The sequence below is a fragment of the Streptomyces sp. NPDC042346 genome (genome assembly GCF_055581845.1).
The window spans coordinates 464,700-489,008 of record NZ_JBVJEH010000006.1; the positions used below are offsets into that span (position 1 = coordinate 464,700).

The window sequence follows — 24,309 nt, forward strand, 5'->3', positions numbered from 1 at the left end:
ACACGGGAAAGGCCCGTGACCGACCGGCGGTCACGGGCCTCTCACGGCGAGGAGGGGGATTACATCCCGACTTCCTTCATCAGCATGCCGACCTCGGTGTTGGTCAGACGGCGCAGCCAGCCCGACTTCTGGTCGCCCAGCGAGATCGGGCCGAAGGCCGTACGGACCAGCTTGTCGACGGGGAAGCCGGCCTCGGCCAGCATCCGGCGCACGATGTGCTTGCGGCCCTCGTGCAGCGTGACCTCGACGAGGTAGTTCTTGCCGGTCTGCTCGACGACACGGAAGTGGTCGGCGCGGGCGTACCCGTCCTCCAGCTCGATGCCGTCCTTGAGCATCCGGCCGACCTCGCGGGGCAGCGGGCCGGTGATGGCGGCGAGGTAGGTCTTCTTCACGCCGTACTTCGGGTGCGTGAGGCGGTGGGCCAGCTCGCCGTGGTTGGTGAGCAGGATGATGCCCTCGGTCTCCGTGTCGAGCCGGCCGACGTGGAAGAGCCGGGTCTCACGGTTGTTGACGTAGTCGCCGAGGCACTGGCGGCCTTCCGGGTCCTCCATGGTGGAGACGACGCCGGCGGGCTTGTTCAGCGCGAAGAAGAGGTGGGACTGGGTGGCGACGGTCAGGCCGTCCACCTTGATCTCGTCCTTCTCCGGGTCGACGCGCATGCCCTGCTCGATCACGATCTGGCCGTTGACCTCGACGCGGGACTGCTCGATGAGCTCCTCGCAGGCACGCCGCGAGCCCATGCCGGCACGGGCGAGGACCTTCTGCAGACGCTCGCCCTCCTGCTCGGCGCCGGGGAAGGTCTTCGGGGTCTTGATCTCCGGCTTGCCGGCGTACCGCTCCCGGTTGCGCTCCTCCGTACGGGCGTCGTACTCGCGCGAGCGGGACGGCTCGGTACGGCCGCCACCGCGCTGCGGGGACTGCCGGGGGCCACCCTTGGCGCCACCGCGCGCGGACGCGCCGCGGCCGCTCTTGGGGCCGCCGGCGGAGCCGCCGAGGCCGGGTACGTCGTACTGGCGCTCTTCGGGACGCGGGTTGCGCGGCCTGCTGCTGCTGCTGCCGCCGCCCTGCCTGTCGTCGCGGCCGCCGCCGGCGCCGCGGTAACCGCCGCCACCGCCGCTGCTGCCGCCGCGACCGGCGCCACCGCCACCGCCGCCGCTGCCACCACGACCGGCGCCGCCGCCGCTGCTGCCGCCGCGGTAGCCACCGCCACCGCTGCTGCTGCCGCCGCGGCCACCGCCGCTGCCGCCGCGGCCGCCGCTGTTGCCACCACGGCTCCCGCCGTTGTTTCCGCTGCTGTTCCTGCCGCTGCTGCTTCGCATCAAATTTCCGTCTTGTCGTCTACGTCTGCGTCCGGATCGAACGACGGGACGCCTTCCAGTGAATCCGGCTCGACCGCCTCCGCCTCGGGGAGGAAGGGCGCGAGCTCGGGGAGTTCGTCCAGGCCGCGCAGGCCCATCCGCTCCAGAAAGTAGTTCGTCGTCCTGTACAGGATCGCACTTGTTTCGGGTTCCGCGCCCGCCTCCTCCACCAGACCGCGCTGGAGGAGGGTCCTCATGACCCCGTCGCAGTTGACCCCGCGGACCGCGGAGACCCGGGAACGGCTGACCGGCTGGCGGTACGCGACGACCGCGAGGGTCTCCAGGGCCGCCTGGGTGAGCCGGGCCTGCTGCCCGTCGAGCACGAAGGCCTCGACGGCCGCGGCATGGGCGGCGCGGGTGTAGTAGCGCCAGCCGCCGGCCACCCGCCGCAGCTCGAAGCCGCGGCCCTGGGCGGTGTACTCGTCGGCCAGCTCGTGCAGGGCGTCGGCCACCTCGCGGGGGGCGCGGTCCAGGACCTTGGCGAGGTGCTGCTCGGTGGCGGGCTCGTCGACGACCATCAGGACGGCTTCGAGGGAGGGCTTGAGGTCGCTCACTCCTGGGCCTCCGTTTCTGGGGCGGATTCCTGGTCTGGGTCCGGGTCCGGGTCGGAGTCCCGGTCCGGGTCGGGTTCCCGGTCGAACTCGTCGGTGACGCGGGTCTCGCCGTCTCCGCCCGCCCAGGTGACGGTGAGCTCCCCCAGAGCCGTCTCCTGGTCGAGGCCGACGGCCTTCTCCCGGTAGAGCTCGAGGAGGGCGAGGAAGCGGGCGACGACGGTGAGGGTGTCCCCGGCGTCCTCGATCAGCTCGCGGAAGGCCGCCGTCCCGCGCTCGCGCAGCAGCGCGACGACCACGGCGGCCTGCTCGCGGACGCTGACGAGCGGGGCGTGGATGTGGTCGACGTACACCTGGGGCTCGGCCTTGGGCTGCATGGCCTTGACCGCCAGCCTGGCGAAGCCCTCGGCCCCGATGGAGATGACGACCTCGGGAAGCAGCTCGGCGTGGTGCGGTTCGAGTCCGACCGTACGGGGGTGGCGGCGACCCTCGGCCTCCCAGCGGTCCTGGAAGATCTCCGCGATCCGTTTGTACGCGCGGTACTGGAGGAGGCGGGCGAAGAGCAGGTCGCGGGCCTCCAGGAGGGCGAGGTCGGCCTCGTCCTCCACCTCGGCCGCGGGGAGGAGCCGGGCGGCCTTGAGGTCGAGGAGGGTGGCGGCGACGACGAGGAACTCGGTGGTCTGGTCGAGGTCGCCGTCGGGGCCCAGGGCGCGCAGGTGCGCCATGAACTCGTCGGTGACCTGGGAGAGGGCGACCTCGGTGACGTCCAGCTTGTGCTTGGTGATCAGCTGGAGGAGGAGGTCGAAGGGCCCCTCGAAGTTCGCGAGCCGCACGGTGAACCGCCCGTCGCCGACCTCGCCGGGCTCGACGACCTCGGTGACCTTGGCGGCCTTGGCGACCTTGGCGGGCTCGACCACCTCGGTGGCCTTGGCGGGCTCGACGGCATCGCCGGACTCGGCCGGCTCGGTGGCCTCGGCCGGCTCGACGACCTTGGCGGGCTCGCCGTGCTCGACGGGCTCGACCACCCCGGCGGCCTCGCCGGCCTCCGCAGCCACGACCTCCAAAGGCTCCGCCGGCGCCGGCCCCTGCGTCTCGCCCGGGCCGCGGCCCAGGGGGCGGCGGCCCGGCGGGCGGGACGTTTCGTCAGAGGCGTGGCGCATGGGGGTCCAGGGGGAACGGGGAGCTCGGCAGCCCGCAGGCTACCGTCAGCGGCCGCGCAGGCGGCGTACGAGGATGCTCGCGTCGCCGCGGGACTCCAGGTCCGCCAGGACGACGGCGACCGCCTCACGGACGATCCTGCCCCGGTCGACGGCGAGACCGTGCTCGCCCCTGAGGACGAGCCGGGCGTGCTCCAGGTCCATGAGCTCCTCGGCGGAGACGTAGACCGTGATCTTCTCGTCGTGGCGCTCCCGGCCGCTGGGCCGCCGGTTCGGGGCCCGGCCGCCGCGCCGCCGTGCCGCCGCCGGGGCGGGCACCGCGGCGGAGGGCGCGGACTTTGGAGCGGCGCTCTCGGGCTCCGCCGTCCGGGCGCGCGGTTCGGCCGCCTCGGAGTCCGCCGCCGTATGCTCCGCGGAGCGCTCGGCCGCCGTCGTGTCGCTCTCGCCCGCCGGAGCCGGGACGGCCCGGCGGGGTGAGGACGACTGGAGCGCCGTCCCCCCGGTCGTACGGAAGAGTTCGTCGGCGCCGGGCAGACTCACTCGGCGTGACACCGGGCGAGCACCTCCCTGGCGAGCTGACGGTAGGCGGCGGCGCCCACGGAGTTGGAGGCGTAGGTGGTGATGGGCTCGCCGGCGACCGTGGTCTCCGGGAAGCGCACCGTCCGCCCGATGACCGTGTGGTAGACGTGGTCGTCGAAGGCCTCGACGACGCGCGCGAGGACCTCACGGCTGTGCACGGTCCGCGAGTCGTACATCGTGGCGAGGATGCCGTCGAGCTCCAGGTCGGGGTTGAGCCGCTCCTGGACCTTCTCGATCGTCTCGGTCAGCAGCGCCACTCCGCGCAGGGCGAAGAACTCGCATTCCAGCGGCACGATGACCTTGTGAGCCGCCGTCAGGGCGTTCACGGTCAGCAGGCCGAGCGAGGGCTGACAGTCGATCACGATGTAGTCGTAGTCGTTCATCAGCGGCTTCAGGGCGCGCTGGAGCGTGGACTCGCGCGCGACCTCGCTGACCAACTGGACTTCGGCGGCCGAGAGGTCGATGTTGCTCGGCAGCAGGTCCATGTTGGGAACGGCGGTCTTCAGGAGGACCTCGTCCGCCGACATGCCCCGCTCCATGAGCAGGTTGTAGACGGTGAGGTCGAGCTCCATCGGGTTCACGCCGAGGCCGACCGACAGGGCTCCCTGCGGGTCGAAGTCGACGAGCAGCACCCGTCGGCCGTACTCGGCGAGCGCGGCACCCAGGTTGATGGTCGACGTGGTCTTGCCGACGCCGCCCTTCTGGTTGCACATCGCGATGATCTTCGCGGGTCCGTGGTCGGTCAGGGGACCCGGGATCGGGAAGTACGGCAGGGGCCGTCCGGTGGGGCCGATCCGCTCGCGGCGCTGACGGGCAGCGTCGGGTGCGAGGGTGGCCGCGTACTCCGGGTCGGGCTCGTACTCGGCGTCGGGGTCGTAGAAGTGCCCCTCGGGCACCTCGTCAAAGGCGGCGAAGTGGGTGGACTCTCGGCCCATCTCGTTGCCGGCCGTGGCGTTCACGTGTAGGCCGTCCATCGTCTTCATCGTGTGGGCTGTCGTCATGGGCTGGTGCGTCGCGAAGGTCCGCACCGCGACGGAGCCGATCGGGGCACCTGGCGCACCGCTCCCGGGAGTAATTGTCGACTCATTCACAAGTCGTCTTACCTCCTTGGATGTCACCAGGAACATTTATCGATAGGTCAGCGTGGCACCATGCCGACGGTTGGCGACTCTATGGCGTGTCACCGCTCCGCAGCAACACAATCCGCCGGACCCGGCCCGATGTGTCGGCAACCGAACACGTCTCTGTCAAGGGTGCGCAGGCATGCATCCACACGTTTCAGGGGTGCGCGAAACGGTTAAAGGGTTACGTTCGAGGCGAGTTGCGCGGGCCCCGGACGTGGCCGGACGCACAGCCGGCCGGACCTTGTCGAACAAGGTCCGGCCGGGTGTGTGGCATTGACGGCACGCGTTGACGGCGATGCCTCGGGGGTCAGCCCAGGAGGGCGCTCAGCTCGACGTGGTCGAGACCGTGCGCCTCCGCGACCTCCTTGTAAACCACCTTGCCGTCATGGGTGTTGAGACCCAGGGCGAGCGCGGAGTCGCGGCGCAGGGCCTCGGCCCAGCCGTTGTTCGCCAGCGACACGATGTAGGGCAGCGTGGCGTTGGTGAGCGCGTAGGTGGAGGTGTTCGGGACCGCGCCCGGCATGTTGGCGACGCAGTAGAAGACCGAGTTGTGGACCTGGAAGGTCGGCTCGGCGTGGGTGGTCGCGTGGGAGTCCTCGAAGCAGCCGCCCTGGTCGATCGCAATGTCGACAAGGACACTTCCGGGCTTCATCTTGGCGACGAGCTCGTTGGTGACCAGCTTCGGGGCCTTGGCGCCCGGGATGAGGACGGCGCCGATGACGAGGTCGGCCTCGACGACGGCCTTCTCCAGCTCGTAGGCGTTGGAGACGATCGTCTTCACCTTGGTGCCGAAGATCTTGTCGGCCTCGCGGAGCTTGTTGATGTCGCGGTCGAGCAGGGTCACGTGGAAGCCCATGCCGACGGCGATCTGCGTGGCGTTCCAGCCGGAGACGCCGCCGCCGATGACGACGCACTCGCCGGCGTGGGTGCCGGGGACGCCGCCGGGGAGGACGCCGCGGCCGCCGACCGAGCGCATCAGGTGGTAGGCGCCGACCTGCGGGGCCAGACGGCCCGCGACCTCGGACATCGGGGCGAGCAGCGGCAGGGCGCGGTTCGCGGTCTCGACGGTCTCGTAGGCGATGGCCGTGGTGCCGGACTCCAGCAGCGCGTCCGTGCACTCGCGGGAGGCGGCGAGGTGCAGGTACGTGAAGAGGGTCTGGTCCTTGCGGAGGCGGTGGTACTCCTCCGCGATGGGCTCCTTGACCTTGAGCAGCAGGTCGGCGGTGGCCCAGACCTCGTCGGCCGTCGCGAGGATCTCGGCGCCGGCGCCGACGTACTCCTCGTCCGTGATCGAGGAGCCGACACCGGCGTTCTGCTCGACGAAGACCTGGTGGCCGTTGCGGACGAGCTCGTGGACACCCGCAGGGGTGATGGCCACGCGGAACTCGTTGTTCTTGACCTCGCGGGGGATGCCGACCTTCATCGTCGATCACGGTCCTTGAATCTGGGGGGACAACTGGGGCACTGCGATACATACCCGGATGCACTGCGGCGCACCGGGGCAGACCACGTTCGAACGCGGCGGACCCAGTCTAATGAAGGAGTTCCCGGTGTCTAGCCTTTCAAAGTACTAATCTTTCTCGAACCCACTGCGGATTTCGTAGGCTGGGGGATCCGTTTCCAGCAATCGCTCGGCTGCGGCCCTGTGGAGCCTGGCGGCAGCCGGGTCACCGAGCCGGTCGAGGGTGTCGGCGAGCCGCAGCTGGAGCGCCGCCTGGAGCCGGGTGTCCTGCGCCCGGCGGGCCCACTCCACCGCCTCCTCGCAGGTCCGCAGCGACTCCTCGGGCCGTCCCGCGTACTCCTGGACGCGGGCCGCCTCGCTCAACGCCCGTGCGTGGCCCGGGAGATCGGCGAGCCTGCGGTAGCCGGCCGCGGCGGCCCGCCAGTTCCGCAGGGCCTCGCCGTACCGTCCGGCATAGGTCTGTACGGCGCCGAGGCGGCCGTACAGCCGGGCCTGGTCGGGGCGCTCGTCGCGGGCGAGGCGCTGGGCGAGCGCCCGCCCGTACCAGTCGCCGGCCCGCTGCCAGTCACCCAGCTCCTGATACGAGCCACCTACGGATTCCATTGCGCGACCGGTGGCGTACGGATCATTTGCTGCCCTTCCGGCATCCAATGCCAACCGATATCGCAGCAGTGCGTCTTTCGTGCGTCCGGTCCTGGCATCGAGATCGGCCAGGTTCAGCAGGGCCGCCGCCCGCTCGCGGTGCAGTCCGCGCCGCTCGGCCACGTCCAGGACGAGCTGGTGGAGGCCGTACAGCTGGGGCGCCGCGGCCTCGGCGCCGCGGTGCGCGGCCAGCGCCCTGACCAGGGAGGCGATCAGGCGGCGGGCCAGGGTGTCGAGCTCCCCGTCGGCGACGGCGAGGCGGGCGGAGGCCAGCAGGACGGGCTGCCGGGAGCGGAGCCAGTCGGCCCCGGCCTCCCGGGTCGGGAACCGCAGGGCGCGCGGCAGACCGGCCAGTTTCCGCCGGGCGGGCGAGCCCTCGGGTTCGGTGACCGCACGGCACGACTGGAGGAGCCGTACGGTCCGCTCCAGCATCCGGGCCCGGGCGAGCTGCACCTCGGCGGGCCGGTCGCGCTCCTCCAGCTGAGCGCGAAGGAGGGGGACGAGATGGGCGGGGACCTCGTACTGGCCGTCGTCGCCGCCGGAGACGAGCCCCAGGGCGGCGAAGTCGGCGAGGGTGGTGTCGGCCGCGGAGACCGAGCAGCCGGCCAGGGCGGAGGCGGTGTGGGCGTCGGCCCGGCCGAGCGGGGCCAGGGAGAGGAATCGCAGTATCCGGGCGGCGGTCGCGGGCAGCGCCTCGTGGGCGAGCAGGAAGGTCCGGGTGAGCGGGTCGCCGCTCAGCCCGCGCAGCTGCTTCGCGAGGTCGGCGACGGAGGCCTTGGGGCGGGTGGCGAGCCAGCCCCCGGCGAGGACGACGGCGGCGGGCATCCCCCCGCACGTCTCGACGAGGGTCTCGGCGGCCTGCGGGTCGACGGTGATGCGCACGGAGCCGGTGAAGGCCGTGAGCAGCTCGATGGCCGACTTGGGGTCGAGCCCGCCGAGGGTGCAGGGCCGTACGTCGGGGATGCCGGTGAGCGGTCCGCGCGAGACGCCGACGACCAGGGTGTCGGGGTTGTCGGGGATCAGCGGGTCGGCCTGCTCGGCGTCGACGGCGTCGTCGAGGATCAGGACGGCCCGGCGCCCGGCGAGGGCGTGCCGGACCAGTTCGGTCAGCTCGTCCTCGCCGGCGCCGGGCGGCTCGGCCACGCCGAGCGCGGCCAGGAGTTCCTGGGCGACGCGGGCGGTGGGGACGGGGTCGCCGCCGGGCTCGGTGAGCCGGGCGCGGAACACCCCGTCGGGGTAGCGGTCGGCGAGCCCGCCGGCCAGCTCCTCGGCGAGGGCGGTACGCCCGGAGCCCGGCTTGCCGGCGACGAGCAGGACCCGGGCGCGGGGTGCCTTGCGGCCCGTGAGGGTGTCGAGGCCGGTCCGTTCGATGTCGGCGCGCAGGGCCTTCAACTCCCGCTGCCGGCCGAAGAACCGCCGGCCCACGGCCGCCGCCACCGCCTGATCCGTCACGGGCCACGCTCCCGTCCACCTGCGCACGAGCCGATCCCGCGGGGGTCTCCGCACGGGTGATTCCGAGCGTAGTTCAGGGCGCGGCACGGACCCGGTGGAGCGCGGCGGACACATCCCCCGATCGGATCAGCCGATGGTCACACCGCCGGGTCGTGAGCGGGCGCCCAATGCGGCAACGCACGTCCGGACCGCGGCGGACCGCGACGTCCCGCTACGGGCCGCGACGCGGGCCCGTTACGCGTCGAACGGGCGGGCCGGCCAGGGCGCCTCCGCCGGGCGCAGCGCCTCCACCCCTTCGCCGGCGCGCGCGGCGGCCAGCGACAGGACGCCCACGACCAGGCAGTTGTTGTGTAGCTCGCCCGCGAGGACCCCCTTCACGAGCTCCGCGAGCGGCACCCGCGCCAGCTCCATGTCGGCCTCCTCGTCGGAGACCTCGTAGCGCTCGCCCTCCGCCTCCGCGAGGTCCTGGGCGAGGAAGATCCGTACGGCCTCGTCGCAGCCGCCGGGGGTCGTGTAGACGTCGGTCAGGACCCGCCAGTCCCCCGCCTTGACGTGGGCCTCCTCGTACAGCTCGCGCTGGGCGGCGTGCAGCGGGTTCTCACCGGGTACGTCGAGGAGCCCCGCCGGGATCTCCCAGAGCTTCTGCCGCACCGGGTGCCGGTACTGCTTGAGCAGCAGGACCCGGTCCTGCTCGTCCAGGGCCAGGACGGCCACCGAGCCGGGGTGGACCTGGTAGTCGCGGCTCGCGACCGTGCCGTCCGGCATGACCACCTCGTCCGTGCGGACACTGGTCTTCTTTCCCTGGAAGGGGGTCGTCGTCGCGACGACCCGCCACTCCTCCGGGGTGTCCTGCAGCTCCATCTGGGTCCTCCCACGTACGCGCACACACGAAAGCCGGGGTACGCGTCCGTGAGGACCCGTACCCCGGCAACGTTAACGCCGACCGACGACAGCGCCGGTTACTTCGCGGGCTTGCCCGTCTTGCGCTCGACCGCCGCCTTGACCAGGCCCGCGAAGAGCGGGTGCGGGCGGGTCGGGCGGGAGCGGAGCTCCGGGTGCGCCTGGGTGGCGACCAGGTAGGGGTGGATCTCGCGCGGGTACTCGACGTACTCGACGAGCTTGTTGTCCGGGGAGGTGCCGGAGAAGACCAGGCCGGCCTTCTTCTCCAGCTCCGCGCGGTAGGAGTTGTTCACCTCGTAGCGGTGACGGTGGCGCTCGTCCACGTACGGCTGGTCGCCGTAGACCTCGCGGACGATCGAGCCCTCGGCGAGCTTCGCCGGGTACAGGCCCAGGCGCATCGTTCCGCCCAGGTCGCCGGCGCCCTCGACGTACGCGAGCTGCTCCTCCATCGTGGAGACGACGGGGTGCGCGGTGGCCGGGTCGAACTCGGTGGAGTTGGCGTCCGGGATGTCCGCCAGGTTCCGCGCGGCCTCGATGACGATGCACTGCAGGCCGAGGCAGATGCCGAGCAGCGGCACCTTGTTCTCACGGGCGTACTGGATCGCGCCGATCTTGCCGTTCACACCGCGGTCGCCGAAGCCGCCGGGGATGAGGATCCCGTCGACGTCGCCGAGCTGCTTCTTGGCGCCGGCCGGCGTCTTGCACTCGTCGGAGGTGACCCACTTGACCTTGACCCGCGCCTTGTTGGCGAAGCCGCCGGCGCGCATGGCCTCGGTGATCGAGAGGTAGGCGTCGGGCAGGTCGATGTACTTGCCGACGAGCGCGACCGTGACCTCGTGGTCGGGGTTGTGGACGCGGTCCAGCAGGTCGTCCCAGGTGGACCAGTCCACGTCGCGGAAGGGCAGGTCGAGCTTGCGGACGACGTAGGCGTCCAGGCCCTCGGTGTGCAGGACCTTCGGGATGTCGTAGATCGACTTGGCGTCGATCGCGGCGACGACCGCGGCCTCGTCGACGTCGCACATCAGCGAGATCTTGCGCTTGATGGCGGTCGGGACCTCGCGGTCGGCGCGCAGGACGATCGCGTCCGGCTGGATACCGATGTTGCGCAGGGCGGCGACCGAGTGCTGGGTCGGCTTGGTCTTCAGCTCGCCGGAGGGGCCGATGTAGGGCAGCAGCGAGATGTGCACGACGAAGACGTTGTCGCGGCCGACCTCGTGGCGGACCTGGCGGACGGTCTCCAGGAACGGCAGGGACTCGATGTCGCCGACGGTGCCGCCGACCTCGGTGATGACGACGTCCACGTCGTCCGTCGCCATGCGGCGGATCCGGGACTTGATCTCGTTCGTGATGTGCGGGATGACCTGCACGGTGTCGCCGAGGTACTCGCCGCGCCGCTCCTTGGCGATGACCTGCGAGTAGACCTGGCCGGTGGTGACGTTGGCCGAGCCGTCGAGGTCGACGTCGAGGAAGCGCTCGTAGTGGCCGATGTCCAGGTCGGTCTCGGCGCCGTCGTTGGTGACGAACACCTCACCGTGCTGGAAGGGGTTCATCGTGCCCGGGTCGACGTTGAGGTACGGGTCGAGCTTCTGCATCGTGACCCGCAGGCCCCGGGCCTTGAGGAGCGCACCCAGGCTGGAGGCGGTCAGGCCCTTGCCGAGGCTGGAGGCGACACCCCCGGTGACGAAGATGTGCTTGGTCGTCGTGGTGTTGGGCGGCATCGCCAAGAGGGGGCTCCCGTGGTCGCGTTCTGGAGGTGCGTACCGGCGTCCCCTCCGGAAGAATCGGGGGGTGCCGTCGCTGCGGTTTCGGGGTCCTCGGCTGTCGCCGTTTCCCACCGGTCCACGGGGTACCAGGGTATCAGCGACATCGGGAGACCGCTTCCGGCCACACGCGGCAGTCGGGTGTACACGGACGGCTACGAAAGGGGTGGGGCGGGATCCGTCCGGCGGGGTGATCGGCGAGGTCACGGACGTGTTCACCCGATCGGAGCAGCGACGTTACCCGCGTGATCACCGGGTCACTAGGGTGCGACGTATTCTGCTCGGACATAGCCCGCCGAGCAGGCCGGCCAGCGGCACCACCCCGCCAGCACAACCGGACCGAAGCTCGTCGACGATCCCTTGACCGCTGACACACACAGACCCGGCTGACACCCAGCCGGCGCATCTGGAGCAAGCGCCCCGCGGGGCGGACATGGCCGTTCGACTGGAGTGAAGCACGTGGCCGGGCGCATCGAGGATTACGCACTCATCGGAGACATGCAGACCGCCGCCCTGGTCTGCCGGGACGGCAGCGTGGACTGGCTGTGTCTCCCCCGCTTCGACTCGCACGCCGTCTTCGCGGGGCTGCTCGGCACCGAGGAACACGGATTCTGGCGGGTGGGACCCGCCGTGTCCGAGGACGCCGAACCGCCCCCGGCGGACCGGCGCCGCTATCAGGGCGACTCGCTGATCCTGGAATCCGAGTGGGACACCCCGCGCGGCACGGTCCGGGTGACGGACTTCATGCCGCCGCGCGACGGCGCCCCGCAGATCATCCGGATCGTGGAGGGCGTCTCCGGCCGGGTGCCGATGAGTTCCGCGCTGCGGATGCGCTTCAGCTACGGCCGGATCGTGCCCTGGGTCCACAAGGTCGGCGACCGCACCGTCGCCGTCGCCGGGCCCGACTCGGTGTGGCTGGACACGGACGCGGAGACGCACGGCGAGGACCTCACCACGTACTCCGAGTTCACCGTCTCCCCCGGTGACCGGATCACCTTCACGCTCTCCTGGCAGCCCTCCCACAAGGAGCCGCCCGCCCTCCCGGACCCGGAGGGCTCGCTGGAGGCGACCGCCGACTTCTGGCGCGAGTGGGTCGCGCACTGCACGTACCACGGCCCCTACCGGGAGGCGGTGGTCCGCTCCCTGATCACGCTGAAGGCGCTGACGTACGCGCCGACCGGCGGGATCGTGGCCGCGCCGACCACCTCGCTGCCCGAGGAGATCGGCGGCGTCCGCAACTGGGACTACCGCTACACGTGGCTGCGGGACGCGGCGATCACCCTCTCCTCGATGCTGCGCACCGGCTACCGCGAGGAGGCCCGCGCCTGGCGGGACTGGCTGCTCCGCGCGGTCGCGGGCGACCCGGAGAACCTCCAGATCATGTACGGCATCGCGGGCGAGCGGGAGCTCGGCGAGGCCGAGCTCGACTGGCTCCCGGGGTACGAGAACTCCGGCCCGGTCCGGGTCGGCAACGGCGCCGCGAACCAGCTCCAACTGGACGTCTACGGCGAGGTCACCGAGGCCCTCCACCTCGCGCACATGACGGGGCTCTCCCGCAACGACTACGCCTCGACCCTCCAGCTGAGGCTGATCAAGTACCTGGAGACCCACTGGGACCAGCCCGACGAGGGCATCTGGGAGGTCCGCGGCCCGCGCCGCCACTTCACCCACTCCAAGGTGATGGCCTGGGTGGCCGTCGACCGCACGATCAAGCTCATCGAGTCCGGGGACGCCGACGGCCCCCTGGAGCGCTGGCGCGACCTCCGCGACGAGATCCACCGGGACGTCTGCGAGAAGGGCTACGACCCGGAGCGGAACACGTTCACGCAGTCGTACGGCTCCAAGGAGCTGGACGCCTCGCTGCTGCTGATCCCGCAGATGGGTTTCCTCCCGCCGGACGACAAGCGGGTCATCGGCACGATCGAGGCGATCCAGCGGGAGCTGTCCACGGAGGACGGCTTCGTGCTGCGCTACCCGACGGCCGGCGAGGAGGCCGGTGTCGACGGCCTGGAGGGCGACGAGGGCGCGTTCCTCGCCTGCTCCTTCTGGCTCGCCGACGACCTGGCGATGATCGGCCGCGTGGACGAGGCCCGCACCCTCTTCGAGAAGCTGCTCTCGCTCCGCAACGACCTCGGGCTGCTCGCCGAGGAGTGGGACCCGCGGCTCCAGCGCCAGGTGGGGAACTTCCCGCAGGCGTTCAGCCACGTCCCGCTGATCGACACCGCCCTGCGCCTGACGGCCAGCGGGGCGTACGGCGGCTAGGGACTGTCACCAGGGCTTGTCCGGCCCTGATACGCCGGACAAGGCCTGGGCGGCCCGCGCGGGGGACGGCGCCCGGACCTACGATGAGAAGGTCCCGTCCCCCCGCACGAAAGGGGGGCTCCCCATGGCTCCCCATGTCTCCGAAAGCGCTCTGGCCGGACTGGTCGAGGACCTGGCCGGTGAGGTGATCACCCCCGGCGATCCGGGCTACGACGAGGCACGCGCCCTGCACAACGGCATGATCGACCGGCGCCCTTCGGTGATCGCCCAGTGCGCCGGCCAGGCCGACGTGTCCAACGCGATCCTGTTCGGCCGCCGGACCGAGCTGCCGATCGCGGTGCGCGGCGGCGGCCACAGCGTCGCCGGGAGTTCCATGATCGACGGCGCGCTCGTCGTCGACCTCCGCAGGATGCACGGCGTCGTCGTGGACCCGGAGGACATGACGGTCAGGGTCGAGGGCGGGGCGACGATGTCCCACCTGGACCACGCCTGCCAGCCGTTCCAGGTGGCGACCACCGGCGGGCGGGTGTCCACCACGGGCGTCGGCGGCTTCACGCTGGGCGGCGGCTCCGGCTGGCTGGAGCGGAAGTTCGGTCTCGCCAGCGACAATCTGCTCGCCGCCGACCTGATCACCGCCGAGGGCAAGCACGTCCACACGGACGCGGAGGAGAACCCGGAGCTGTTCTGGGCGCTGCACGGCGGCGGCGGCAACTTCGGGGTGGCGACCTCGCTGACGATGCGGCTGCACCCGCTGCCCGAGATGAGCGTCGCGATGCTGCTGTTCCTGCCCGCCGACGCGCCCGAGGTGGTGCGCACCTTCCGCGATCTCGGCGCCCGCGCGCCGGACGAGATGGGCGGCGGCGCCATCTACATGCCCGCGCCCCCGGAGCCGTTCGTGCCCGAGGACCTGGTCGGCAAGCTGGTCTGCGGGGCACTGTTCACGTACACCGGTCCGGTCGCCGAGCTCCGCGAGTTCGCGGCGCCGCTGTTCGCGCTGAAGCCCGTGGTGGAGGTCGTCACGGACATCCCGTACGTGGACCTCCAGACGATGCTGGACGACCCGCCGGGGCTGCGGAACTACTGGTCGGCCGAGTACCTGCGAGAACTCCCCGACGAGGCCGTGGACGTCTTCTGCGACCGCGGCGCGCGGATCCCGGCCTCGACCGCCACCCAGCACGTGCTGTTCCTGATGGGCGGGGCCGTGGCCGCGGGGCCCTCCGGATACCCGCAGCCGTGGCGCACCGCGCCCTGGGCGGTGCACCCGTTCGCGACCTGGGAGGACCCCGCGTACGACGAGCAGGCGAAGCAGTGGGTCCACGACGTGCGGGCCGACGCGCGGCCGTGGGCCCTGGAGGCGACGTACCTGAACTTCATCGGGGCCGAGGGCGAGCAGCGGATCGTCTCCTCCTACGGTGAGGACAACTACCGCCGGCTCGCCGCCGTGAAGAACGCGTACGACCCCGACAACGTGTTCCGCTTCAACCAGAACATCGCGCCGGCCGGCTGAGCCGGCTCAGCGCAGCGCGTCGATCACCTCCTTGGCGGCGCGCTCGCCCTCCGTGGCCCCGCCCTCCATGAAGCCCTGGAAGTCGTAGCTGCAGTGCTCCCCGCCGATGTGGACGTTGCCCTGGGCCTTGCCCTCGTACCCCGCGTACTGGTGGAGGTAGCCCACGGGCCAGCAGGAGTACGCGCCGAGCGCGTACGGGTTCTTGTGCCAGGCGGAGAGCTGGGCACGGCCGGTGTACGCCCTGGACGTGCCGGGGAAGAAGGCGTCGATGCCCGCGAGGTAGCGGGTGACGAGGCCGCGCACGTACGGGTCGGACTCGGTGGAGAACGGCCCGGCCGGGTTCAGGTTCCTGGCCAGGCTGCCACCGCCGTACTGGAGGAGGATGCCGCCGGTGCCGCCCTGGATCTTGGTGGTGTCCCAGGTCTGCTGGACCTCGCCGTCGGTGAAGCAGTCGCCGGCGGAGACCCCGGGCCAGGGGCCGGTGCCGCGCCAGGGACGGGTGCCGAACTGCATGTTGAGCTTGGTGCAGTAACCCATGCGGGCGTCCCGCAGGAGGTTCCGCATGAGCGGGTCGAAGCCGGCCTGGGAGAGGTCCAGCTGCTGGAGGATCGGCAGCGGGAGACAGAGGATCGTGTGGTCGGCGGTGACGGTCCGGGTCGCGCCGGCCTCGCTGAAGGTCAGCGTCTGGGTGCCGTCGGCGTTGGCCCGTACGGCGGTCAGGGACCAGCCCTGGCGCAGGGTGCCGGCGGTGAGGGCCCCGGCGACGGCGTTCGGGAGCTGATCGTTGCCGCCGACGATGTGGTACCGCTCGTTGGACAGGCCCCAGACGTTGAAGTTGCCCGGATTGGTCTGGTAGCCCATGAGGAGGACGAGGGCGAGCGAGGACTGTTCGGTGGTGTCGGCGCCGTACTCGACGTTGTAGGCGACGTCGATGAACTTGCCGAGCGGTGAGGAGTGGCCGCCGGGGATCCGGCTCTCGATCCACTCGTACACGGACATGTTGTCGAGGGCGGTGCCGGTGGGCGTGGTCTGGTTCCAGCGGACCTCGCCCGCCTCGGAGATGTCGCGGCGCAGCGCCTGGTAGACCGCGTTGAAGTCCTCGTCGGCCTGGTGGCGCGGGTAGTAGGCGCCGCCGAACCAGAGGACCTCCTCGGCCCCGTTGGGCCCGCCGCCGAGGAAGTCCTCGACGGCGAGGTCGAAGCGGCGGCAGAGCTCCAGGATCTTCTTGTGGCTGGTGTCGATCAGCTCGCCTCCGATCTCGGAGGTCTGGCCGTACGCCCAGTGGGCGCGCTGGGTCCACATGCGGCCGCCGACCCGGGAGGGGTTGGCCTCGTAGAGCACGGGGCTCAGGCCGGCGTCCTGGAGGGTGAGGGCGGCGGTGAGGCCGGATATCCCGGCCCCGACGACGGCGATCCTGGCGGTGCTCTTGACGGGCGGGGACGGGGTGGCGGCGCGGGCGGGGACGGCCCCGCCCAGACCGGCGGCGCCGACGCCGACGGCGACACCGGCAGCGGCGGCGTACGTGAGCAGGGAGCGGCGCCCGAGGGCGTCGGCTCTCATGCCTCTGAGTTCGTCGACGGGGATGTCCAGCCGTCGGGCGTCGGCGTGCTCGGCGGCGAGACGCTTCAGGAGGTGCATCGGGTTGGTGCGTGCCATGGAGCGCTCCTGGAAGAAGGGGGAATCAGCTCTGAGGTACGGCGAGGGGGGCAGCCCTGAGGTACGGCAGCGGGGGCAGCCCTGGGGTACGGCGGAAGGGGTCAGCCCTGGGGTATGGCAGCGAGGGTCAGCCCTGAGGTACGGCAGCGGGGGCGGGGGCCTCCGCGGCGGGGCGCTCGGCCGCGTCCTCCAGGACGATCCGGCCGATGATCTCGTACCGCTCGGGCCGCTTGGCCTTGAGGTAGAAGCCGAGGCCGAGGCCGCCGAAGAAGACCGCGCCGACGATCCAGGGGATCGCCTTGAAGAAGAGGGAGTCGGCGGCGAGACCGGCCGCGGTCTCCATGTTGACGACCAGCAGGACGACGACGGCGATCATGCCGATGCCGCCGAGGAGCGGGGCGACGAGGGTCTTGAACCAGTGCCGGTCCTCGGGGTGGTTCTTGCGGAAGTAGCCGATGACGGCGAAGGAGCAGAGGGTCTGGACGATGAGGATCGCCATCGTGCCGAGGATCGCGAGCAGCGTGTAGAGGTGGATGTAGGGGTCCTGGCCGGTGAGCCAGAAGGCGAGGACGAGACCGACGGCGATCGCGCTCTGCACGTAGGAGGCGATGTACGGCGAGCCGTGCCGCGCGTGGGTGCGGCCGAGCGCCGGGTGGAGGAAGCCCTCGCGGCCGATGGCGTACAAGTAGCGCGAGGCGCACTGGTGGAAGGCCATGCCGCAGGCGAAGGAGCCGGTCAGCAGCAGCCACTGGAAGGCATCGACGGCCCAGGCGCCGATGAAGGACTGGGTGGGGGCGAAGAACAGGTCGAGCGGGCTGGCGGAGGCGGACAGCTTCACGGACTCGGTGAGGCCGTTCCCGGCGATCGTCATCCACGACACGTAGATGTAGAAGAGGCCGACGCCGATGACGGATATCAGGGTGGCGCGCGGGATGACCTTCTTCGGGTTGCGCGACTCCTCCCCGTACATGGCCGTCGACTCGAAGCCGACCCAGGACCAGAAGGCGAAGAAGAGGCCGAGCCCCGCGGAGGTGCCGGTGAAGGCGTTCATGGGGTTGATCGGCTCGACCGGGATGCCATCGGGGCCGCCGCCGGCGATGAGCACGGCGGTGGCGACCGCGAAGAGGACCGCGATCTCGGCGATGAGCATCACGCCGAGCGCCTTGGCGGTCAGGTTGATGTCGAAGTACGAGAGGAGGGCCGTCACGGCCAGCATGACCGCCGCGTACAGGATCCACGGAATGTCGACGCCGAGCTGATCGGCGACCGTCGTCCGGGCGAAGTACGCGAAGACGCCGACGATCGAGGCCTCGAAGACGATGTACGCGAGGACCGCGAGCATGCCGGAGGCCATGCCGGCGATCCGGCCGAGGCCGTGCGAGATGTAGCCGTAGAAGGCGCCCGCGGCCGTGATCCGCTTGGCCATGGCGACATAGCCGACGGAGAAGACGGTCAGGACGAGGGTCGCGAAGAGATATCCGGCGGGTGCGCCGGTGCCGTTGCCGAAGCCGACGGCGATGGGGAGGTTGCCGGTCATCGCCGTGATCGGGGCCGCGGTGGCCACGGCCATGAAGACGACACCGACCAGACCGACGGAGTTCGCCTTCAGCCGGTGGACCTCTGGGGTGGAGTTCTTTGCCATGGCGCGAGAGCATCCTCGCGTGTGACGCAGGCCACAATCGACATGCGGTCGCACAATTCCCGCCAGGGGGCGACGAGTTGTCGCCCCGATGGACGAAGTGTCCGGTCCCGTAACCGTGGGGTGATGTCACCGGAACACGGACGCGGGTAGCGTCCGGCCCCATGGACAATCAGGGCGGGATCACCGTGCAGCGGGCACTCGAACTCCCGGGGCTGCGCAGCGGGCTCCCGGAGGTCGTCGCCGGCGCGGACCGGCTGCACCGCACGGTGCGCTGGGTGCACGCGGGCGAGGTGCCGAACATCGCGTCGCTGCTCAAGGGCGGCGAGCTGCTCCTCACGACGGGCCTCGGCCTGGGCACCCGCCCGGCCGAACAACGGGCCTTCGTCCGCCGCCTCGCCGACCGGGGCATCGCCGCGCTCGTCGTCGAACTGGGCCCGCGCTTCGCCCGGCTGCCCGCGACGATAGTGGAGACCGCCCGGGCGGCCGGCCTGCCCCTCGTCCAGCTCCACCGCGAGGTGCCCTTCGTGGCCGTCACGGAGGAGATCCACACCGAGATCGTCAACGGCCACTACGCGCTCCTCCGGCAGGCCGAGGAGGTCCACCGGCAGTGCACGGAGGCGCTGCTCGGCGGCGGCGGGATCCCGCAGGTCCTGCGCATCCTCTCCGACTTCGCCGCGAACCCGGTCTTCCTGGAGACCCCCGACGGCCAGCTGCTGTACGCGGCGGGCACCGAGTCCGGGCCCGCCGACCCGCTCCAGGTCTGGGACGGGCTGCGCGGCCAGCGGGCGGCCCGCGAGTCGGGCCCGCCCACCGGCACGGTCCTCGTCGACGTGCCGGGCGGCGGCCCCGGTACGGGCTCGGTGCGGGCCCGCCTGGTCCTCCTCGCGGTCTCCGGCGCCCTCTCCCCCGTCCACCGGATGGCCGCCGAGCGGGCGGCGGGCATCCTCGCGGTCGTCCTCATGCAGGCCCGCCAGGAGGAGGAGCTGGCCGCACGCGGCCGGGGCGACTTCCTGACGGACCTGGCGGAGGGCCGGATCACCGCGGAGGCCGCGCCCGCCCAGGCCCGCGTCCTCGGCTTCAAGCCCGGCGACGGCCCCCTCCTCCCGGTGGTCATGCGCCTGGCCTCGGAACTCTCCCCGTCGGGCAACTGGGCCCTCCTCGCCCGGGCGGTCCTGGAAGAACTCTCCTCGGTCGGCGTCCCCGTACTCCTCGGCGTCCGCCCGGTCGAAGGCCGGGTCCCCCTCCTCCTGGGCCTGCGCTCGGAGTCGGAGCGCACGGCCGTCGCGGACCGGGTCGCGGCGGCGCTCCGCGCGGGCGTGGAGCGGGCCGGCCTGGAGCGCGCGGGCGTCCACCCGCCGGTGGTCGTCGTGGGCGTCGCCGGAAGCTGGGCGGCGGCCTCCGCAGGCCTGCGGCACGCGGCGGAGACGGCAACGGCCGCGCAGGGCCTCTCGGACCTCCCCTGGTACGACGCCCGCCGCCTGGACATCGACCTCCTCCTGTGGCGCCTACGGGACCACCCCGACCTGGCGGCCTTCGTGGACCGCGCGATCGGCCCCCTCCGCGACCACGACCGCACCTCCCGCCCGCCGCTGCTCCCCACCCTGGAGACGTACCTGGCCCACGCGGGCCGCAAGGCGGAAACGGCCCGAGAACTCCACCTCAACCGCCAGACCCTCTACAACCGCCTGGCCCGCATCTCCGAACTCCTCGGCACGGACCTGGACGACCCCCAAACGGTCCTGGCCCTCTCCCTGGCCCTGAGAGCCCGCCGCCACACGACGTAGCACCCCGGAGGGCCCCCTGAGCTCGCCTGCCGAGCCGAAGGCACCGTGGGGGGCACGACCCGGACCTCGACTGCTGCCGGCGCGAAGGCACTGCGGGGGGCACGACCCGGGCCTCGACTACTGCCGGCGCAAAGGCACCGCGGGGGGGCACGACCCGGACCTCGACTACTGCCGGCGCAAAGGCACCGCGGGGGGGCACGACCCGGACCTCGACTACTGCCGGCGCAAAGGCACCACGGGGGGGCACGACCCGGACCTCGACTGCTGCCGGCGCGAAGGCACTGCGGGTGGAGGCACGACCCGGGCCTCGACTGCTGCCGGAAGGCACCGCGGGGCGGCGAGGTCTCGCGTCTCGACTGCTGCCGGAAGGCACCGCGGGGGGGCGAGGCCCCGGGTCTCGCCCAGCGGCGCGAAGCTGCCGCACGGGCCAGGGGCCGGCGCCCCCGCCACCCGCCCCGCGGCGCGAAGCTGCCGCCTGGGGGGTTCGGGGGCGGAGCCCCCGGTCTCGTCAGAGTTTCGGGAAGGGGCGGGGTGGGGGAAACAACCCCGCCCCGAACCGGCACCGCGTCAGCGCCCCGCCAACTCGTCGTACACGCTCAGCACGTGCGCCACCGTCTCGTCCTCCGTCGGCCACGTCCCCGCCTGCACCCGCCCCGCCGCCGCCAGGTCCATCCGCCGTTCGGCGTCCTCCAACAGCCCCCGCACCGCCCCCGCGAGGGCCGCCGCGTCCCCGTACGGCACCAGCTCCGCCGCGTCCCCGACCAGTTCCGGCACCCCGCCGACCGCCGTCGCGACCAGCGGCACGCCGAGCCGCAGCGCCTCCTGCGCGAGCAGGGAGCGGGCCTCCCGGCGCGACGGGAGGACCGCGACGTCCGCCGCCGCCAGCAGCTCCGCGACGTCGTCGCGCCGCCCGATCAGCCGCACCGCGAGCCCCTCCGCGGTGATCCGCCGCTGGAGCGCGGCCCGTTCGCGCCCTTCGCCCGCGATGACGAGCAGCGGCTGCGGGTCGAGGTCCCGCCACAGCCGTGCCGCGTCGAGCAGGGTCCCGTACCCCCGCCCCCGTTCGAGCGCCCCGACCGCCATCAGCAGCGGCCGGTCGACCGCGCCCAGTTCGGCACGGGCCTTGCCGTCGTGCAGGCAGACGGGCCCTCGCGCGGCCGGCACGGTGACGGGGGCGAGCCGGGCGTCCCGCGCCCCGCGCCGCCGCGCCCGGTCGACGAGTTCGGACGACGTGCCGAGGACGACGGACGCGGCCCGCACGGTCCGCCGCTCCAGGAGCCGCTGCACCCCGCCCCGCGCCCCGTCCAGGTGGTTCCGGCTGTGCCAGGTGGTGACGAGCGGCGTGCGCCCCCCACCGGAGGGCCCCCGACCGAAGGCACCCCCACCGGAGGCGCCCCCACCGGACGAGCCCTCACCGAAGGACCCTCCACCGCACGGCACCGACAGCGCGAGCGCCGCCCGCACGGAGGCCTGGAGCCCGTGCGCGTGGACCACGTCCGCACCGATGCAGGCGTTACGGAGCGCGGTGACGGTCGCGGGGTCGCCGAGGCGCGGCAGGGGCACGAAGTGCGCGCCCGCGCCGAGGTAGTCGTAGAGACGGTCGAGTTCTGCCGGGGCGCACACGGTCACCCGCACGCCCCTCGCCACCAGCCCCGAGGCGAGTGATCGGACGTGGGAGCTGCTGCCCGCGCTGCCGCCGCCCAGCACTTGGACCGTACGGAGCTGTGTCACGCGCCCAAGGATGCCAGCCCGTGCCGCCGACCGTACGCACGTTCCGGCACCGAAACGGCGTCGTTCCCTTGTACGGAGGGCGTCCACCGTCCCGGCCCGCCCCAGGGTTCACCCACCCGGGTGAGCGCACGAGGCGGCGCCGCGCTCCCCCCACGCCGCGGCGGCCGCAAGACCCACCGCGTGCGCGACGAGCCCGAACCGCCCGTTCCCCGCGGCGATCGCGCCGCCGACGGCCGCGCCGAGCGCGTGCGCCCCCATGTCGCCGAGCATCGTGCGCTCCCCGAGGTCCTCGCCGAGGACCGCCGCCGCTGCCCCCATCGGGGCGGCGGCGAGCGAGCCGCGCAGCAGCCCGGGCGCGCCGAGGGCGAGCACGGTCAGGCCCGCCCGGCCCGGCCGTACGTCCACGAGGTTCACCAGGTGGGCGCTGCCGGCGATGACGACCCCGGCCAGGACCTTGTCGACGGGCCGTTCCTTGAGCATCGCCCCGGCCACGAGCGAGGCCGCGCCGATGCCGATGAGCTTGACGGCCCCGCTGGTCACCTCGCCGTCCCGAAGCGCCGTCAGATGCGCCCGGAAGCCGCGCCGGTGGTCCCCGCGCAGGTCGTCGTACCGCCCGCAGACGGCCGAGGCGGCGACGGCCAGGGCGGCGCCCGGCGCGAGGGGCGCCGCAGCGACCGCCGAGCCGAACGCGGCGGCGGCACCGGCGTGGAGGGTGACGGGCCGGCCCGCGTGGTTGACCCGCTCCCAGCTGCCCGGGTTCCCCGGCGGTCGCCGCCTCAGCTGCCCGTAGGCGAGCCGGGTCGCACCGAAAGCAGCGGCGAACGTACCGACCCGCCCCAGCTCACGCCTCACGCGCCCACCGACCCCGGATCGCACCCCAGCTCACGCCTCACGCGCCCACCCGCCCCAGGTCCCACCCAAGGTCACGCCTCACGCGCCCACCCACACCAAGCCACGCCCCAAGCCACGCCCCGACCCACGCCCCAGGCGACCCTCACGCGTCCGCCCGAGCCGTAGCGAGCAGTTCCTCTGCGTGCGCCCTGGCCGTCTCGGAGTCCTCCTGGCCGGCGAGCATCCGGGACAGCTCCCGCACCCGCTCCTCGCCCTCCAGGACGGTGACGCCGGACCGGGTCACGGAGCCGTCGTTGGTCTTCTCGACGAGCAGCTGCCGGTCGGCGAAGGCCGCGACCTGCGGAAGGTGGGTGACGACCACGACCTGCGCGGTCTTGGCGAGCTTGGCGAGCCGCCGCCCGATCTCCACGGCCGCCTTGCCGCCGACACCCGCGTCGACCTCGTCGAAGAGGTACGTCGGCACGGGGTCGGTCCCCGCGAAGACGACCTCCACCGCGAGCATCACCCGCGACAGCTCACCACCGGACGCGCCCTTGGCGATCGGCCGCGGCGGCGCGCCGGGGTGCGGGGCGAGCAGCAGCTCGACCTCGTCGGCCCCGGACGGTCCGTACGCGACCCGCCGGCCGCCGACCTCGACGCCTTCCGGGTCCTCGGTCTGGCTGATCGCGAACGACACGCGGGCGTGCGGCATGGCGAGTGAGGCGAGCTCGGCGGTGACCGCCCCGGCGAACCGGTCGGCCGTCTCCGTGCGGGCGTCGGTGAGCCCCTGGGCGAGGACGGACAGTTCGTCGCGCAGCCGGTCCCGCTCGGCGGTCAGCTCCTCGACGCGGTCGTCGTCGCCGTCCAGCTCGCCGAGCCGGGCCGCGCTCTCCTCCGCCCAGGCGAGGACGGCGGCGATGTCCTGGCCGTACTTCCGGGTGAGCTGGGTGAGGGCCGCGCGCCGCTCCTCGACGGCGGCGAGCCGCAGCGGGTCGGCGTCCAGGTCGTCGGCGTATCCGGCGAGCTCCCCGGCCACGTCGCCGAGCAGGATGGAGATCTCCCCCATCCGGTCGGCGAGCGAGGCAAGCGCCGCGTCGTGGGACCGTACGGCCTCCAGGGCCCGGCCCGCGCCCGCGACGAGGGTCGTCGCGTCGACGGCCTCGGGATCCTCGGGATTGCCGGCCAGCGCGCCGTGCGCGAGCGCGGCGGCGGAGGCGAGTGCCTCGGCGTGCCCGAGCCGCTCCGCCTCGGCGGCCAGCTCGACGTCCTCCCCGGCGCGCGGGGCGACGGCCTCGATCTCGGTGAGCCCGAAGCGCAGCAGATCGGCCTCCTGGGCCCGTTCCCGGGCCCGGGTGGTGATCTCCTCCAGCTCGCCCGTGACGGCACGGAGCCGCTTGTACGCCTCGCTGTAGGCGGCGAGCGGGACGGCGACGGCCTCGCCCGCGTACCGGTCGAGCGCGCCGCGCTGCCGGGCGGGCTTGAGGAGGCCCTGCTGATCGGTCTGGCCGTGGACGGCGACGAGCTCGTCGGCGAGCTCGGCGAGCAGCCCGACGGGCACGGAGCGCCCGCCGAGGTGGGCCCGCGAGCGCCCCTCGGCCGAGATGGTGCGGCTGACGAGGAGCACGCCCTCGTCGAGCTCCGCCCCCGCCTCCTCCGCGCGGACGGCGGCGGACCCGCCCGCGGGCACGCTGATCCGTCCTTCGACGACGGCCGAGGCCGCGCCGATCCGCACCAGGGCCGGGTCGGCCCGTCCACCGAGCAGCAAGCCCAGACTGGTCACGACCATGGTCTTGCCCGCACCGGTCTCACCGGTCACCGCGGTGAAGCCGGGCGACAGCTCGACCACCGCGTCGTCGATGACCCCGAGCGACCGTATCCGCATCTCCTCCAGCACGCCCCAGACCATACGAG

17 protein-coding genes are annotated in these 24,309 nt (G+C 72.6%); 3 read left to right on the forward strand and 14 right to left on the reverse strand.

Going from position 1 to position 24,309, the window contains the following annotated elements:
- Positions 1–59: 59 nt before the first annotated feature.
- From ACZ6K0_RS26005 to ACZ6K0_RS26045, 9 genes are all read right to left on the reverse strand, one after another.
- Entirely contained in the window at positions 60–1,319 is a 1,260-nt protein-coding gene (locus ACZ6K0_RS26005) for a pseudouridine synthase (RefSeq protein ID WP_469234403.1), read from the reverse strand.
- Complete coding sequence (gene scpB / locus ACZ6K0_RS26010) at positions 1,319–1,912, reverse strand: SMC-Scp complex subunit ScpB (RefSeq protein ID WP_376407274.1); 594 nt, start codon at positions 1,910–1,912, stop codon at positions 1,319–1,321. The genes ACZ6K0_RS26005 and scpB overlap by 1 nt, the downstream gene beginning before the upstream one ends.
- Positions 1,909–3,069 carry a segregation and condensation protein A gene (locus ACZ6K0_RS26015; protein ID WP_469234401.1) on the reverse strand — a complete coding sequence of 387 codons (1,161 nt, stop codon included), beginning with the start codon at positions 3,067–3,069 and terminating at the stop codon, positions 1,909–1,911. Before ACZ6K0_RS26015 ends, scpB begins: the two co-directional genes overlap by 4 nt.
- Before the next feature lie 45 nt (positions 3,070–3,114).
- On the reverse strand, positions 3,115–3,618 hold the full coding sequence (locus ACZ6K0_RS26020; protein WP_376407270.1) for a hypothetical protein: 504 nt from the start codon (positions 3,616–3,618) through the stop codon (positions 3,115–3,117).
- Entirely contained in the window at positions 3,603–4,628 is a 1,026-nt protein-coding gene (locus ACZ6K0_RS26025) for a ParA family protein (RefSeq protein WP_037631020.1), read from the reverse strand. Before ACZ6K0_RS26025 ends, ACZ6K0_RS26020 begins: the two co-directional genes overlap by 16 nt.
- A 448-nt stretch (positions 4,629–5,076) precedes the next feature.
- Positions 5,077–6,192: an alanine dehydrogenase gene (gene ald / locus ACZ6K0_RS26030; protein WP_376407268.1), complete on the reverse strand. Its 1,116-nt coding sequence runs from the start codon at positions 6,190–6,192 to the stop codon at positions 5,077–5,079.
- A 147-nt stretch (positions 6,193–6,339) separates the two neighbouring features.
- Complete coding sequence (locus ACZ6K0_RS26035) at positions 6,340–8,325, reverse strand: tetratricopeptide repeat protein (protein ID WP_376407266.1); 1,986 nt, start codon at positions 8,323–8,325, stop codon at positions 6,340–6,342.
- A gap of 234 nt (positions 8,326–8,559) precedes the next feature.
- Complete coding sequence (locus ACZ6K0_RS26040) at positions 8,560–9,186, reverse strand: NUDIX domain-containing protein (RefSeq protein WP_469234398.1); 627 nt, start codon at positions 9,184–9,186, stop codon at positions 8,560–8,562.
- Between the two features lie 98 nt (positions 9,187–9,284).
- A complete protein-coding gene (locus ACZ6K0_RS26045; protein WP_469234395.1) occupies positions 9,285–10,943 on the reverse strand; it encodes a CTP synthase in 1,659 nt (552 codons plus the stop codon).
- Positions 10,944–11,444: 501 nt separating this feature from the next.
- Between ACZ6K0_RS26045 and ACZ6K0_RS26050 the strand changes: the two genes are divergently transcribed.
- A complete protein-coding gene (locus tag ACZ6K0_RS26050) occupies positions 11,445–13,247 on the forward strand; it encodes a glycoside hydrolase family 15 protein (protein ID WP_376407260.1) in 1,803 nt (600 codons plus the stop codon).
- Positions 13,248–13,371: 124 nt separating this feature from the next.
- The gene (locus tag ACZ6K0_RS26055) at positions 13,372–14,754 is read left to right on the forward strand and encodes an FAD-binding oxidoreductase (RefSeq protein ID WP_376407258.1); all 1,383 of its coding nucleotides are present in this window, start codon (positions 13,372–13,374) and stop codon (positions 14,752–14,754) included.
- A 6-nt stretch (positions 14,755–14,760) separates the two neighbouring features.
- Here the strand turns inward: ACZ6K0_RS26055 and ACZ6K0_RS26060 are convergent, their stop codons facing one another.
- Together ACZ6K0_RS26060 and ACZ6K0_RS26065 are read right to left on the reverse strand one after the other, a co-directional pair.
- Positions 14,761–16,410, reverse strand: coding sequence for a flavin monoamine oxidase family protein (locus ACZ6K0_RS26060; protein ID WP_376407256.1), 1,650 nt, complete (start codon positions 16,408–16,410; stop codon positions 14,761–14,763).
- 127 nt (positions 16,411–16,537) lie between these two features.
- A complete protein-coding gene (locus tag ACZ6K0_RS26065; protein ID WP_469234392.1) occupies positions 16,538–18,052 on the reverse strand; it encodes an APC family permease in 1,515 nt (504 codons plus the stop codon).
- Between the two features lie 161 nt (positions 18,053–18,213).
- On the opposite strand from ACZ6K0_RS26065, the gene ACZ6K0_RS26070 reads away from it, so the two are divergent.
- Positions 18,214–19,836, forward strand: a complete 1,623-nt coding sequence (locus ACZ6K0_RS26070) for a PucR family transcriptional regulator (RefSeq protein WP_469234390.1) — start codon at positions 18,214–18,216, stop codon at positions 19,834–19,836.
- 567 nt (positions 19,837–20,403) lie between these two features.
- Here ACZ6K0_RS26070 and ACZ6K0_RS26075 read toward each other — a convergent pair.
- From ACZ6K0_RS26075 to recN, 3 genes are all read right to left on the reverse strand, one after another.
- Positions 20,404–21,567, reverse strand: a complete 1,164-nt coding sequence (locus ACZ6K0_RS26075) for a glycosyltransferase family 4 protein (protein WP_376407250.1) — start codon at positions 21,565–21,567, stop codon at positions 20,404–20,406.
- Positions 21,568–21,675: 108 nt separating this feature from the next.
- Positions 21,676–22,419, reverse strand: a complete 744-nt coding sequence (locus tag ACZ6K0_RS26080) for a hypothetical protein (protein WP_376407248.1) — start codon at positions 22,417–22,419, stop codon at positions 21,676–21,678.
- 142 nt (positions 22,420–22,561) lie between these two features.
- A complete protein-coding gene (gene recN, locus ACZ6K0_RS26085) occupies positions 22,562–24,304 on the reverse strand; it encodes a DNA repair protein RecN (protein WP_469234387.1) in 1,743 nt (580 codons plus the stop codon).
- Between the last annotated feature and the right edge of the window lie 5 nt (positions 24,305–24,309).

Excerpts from the sequence above, each read along its gene's own strand:
- ACZ6K0_RS26070 (WP_469234390.1), top strand. The coding sequence starts at position 18,214 with ATGGACAATCAGGGCGGGATCACCGTGCAGCGGGCACTCGAACTCCCG.
- ACZ6K0_RS26055 (WP_376407258.1), top strand. The coding sequence starts at position 13,372 with ATGGCTCCCCATGTCTCCGAAAGCGCTCTGGCCGGACTGGTCGAGGAC.
- ACZ6K0_RS26040 (WP_469234398.1), bottom strand. The coding sequence starts at position 9,186 with ATGGAGCTGCAGGACACCCCGGAGGAGTGGCGGGTCGTCGCGACGACG.
- ACZ6K0_RS26045 (WP_469234395.1), bottom strand. The coding sequence starts at position 10,943 with ATGCCGCCCAACACCACGACGACCAAGCACATCTTCGTCACCGGGGGT.
- ACZ6K0_RS26005 (WP_469234403.1), bottom strand. The coding sequence starts at position 1,319 with ATGCGAAGCAGCAGCGGCAGGAACAGCAGCGGAAACAACGGCGGGAGC.
- ACZ6K0_RS26025 (WP_037631020.1), bottom strand. The coding sequence starts at position 4,628 with ATGAAGACGATGGACGGCCTACACGTGAACGCCACGGCCGGCAACGAG.
- ACZ6K0_RS26065 (WP_469234392.1), bottom strand. The coding sequence starts at position 18,052 with ATGGCAAAGAACTCCACCCCAGAGGTCCACCGGCTGAAGGCGAACTCC.
- ACZ6K0_RS26015 (WP_469234401.1), bottom strand. The coding sequence starts at position 3,069 with ATGCGCCACGCCTCTGACGAAACGTCCCGCCCGCCGGGCCGCCGCCCC.
- recN (WP_469234387.1), bottom strand. The coding sequence starts at position 24,304 with ATGGTCTGGGGCGTGCTGGAGGAGATGCGGATACGGTCGCTCGGGGTC.
- ald (WP_376407268.1), bottom strand. The coding sequence starts at position 6,192 with ATGAAGGTCGGCATCCCCCGCGAGGTCAAGAACAACGAGTTCCGCGTG.
- ACZ6K0_RS26060 (WP_376407256.1), bottom strand. The coding sequence starts at position 16,410 with ATGGCACGCACCAACCCGATGCACCTCCTGAAGCGTCTCGCCGCCGAG.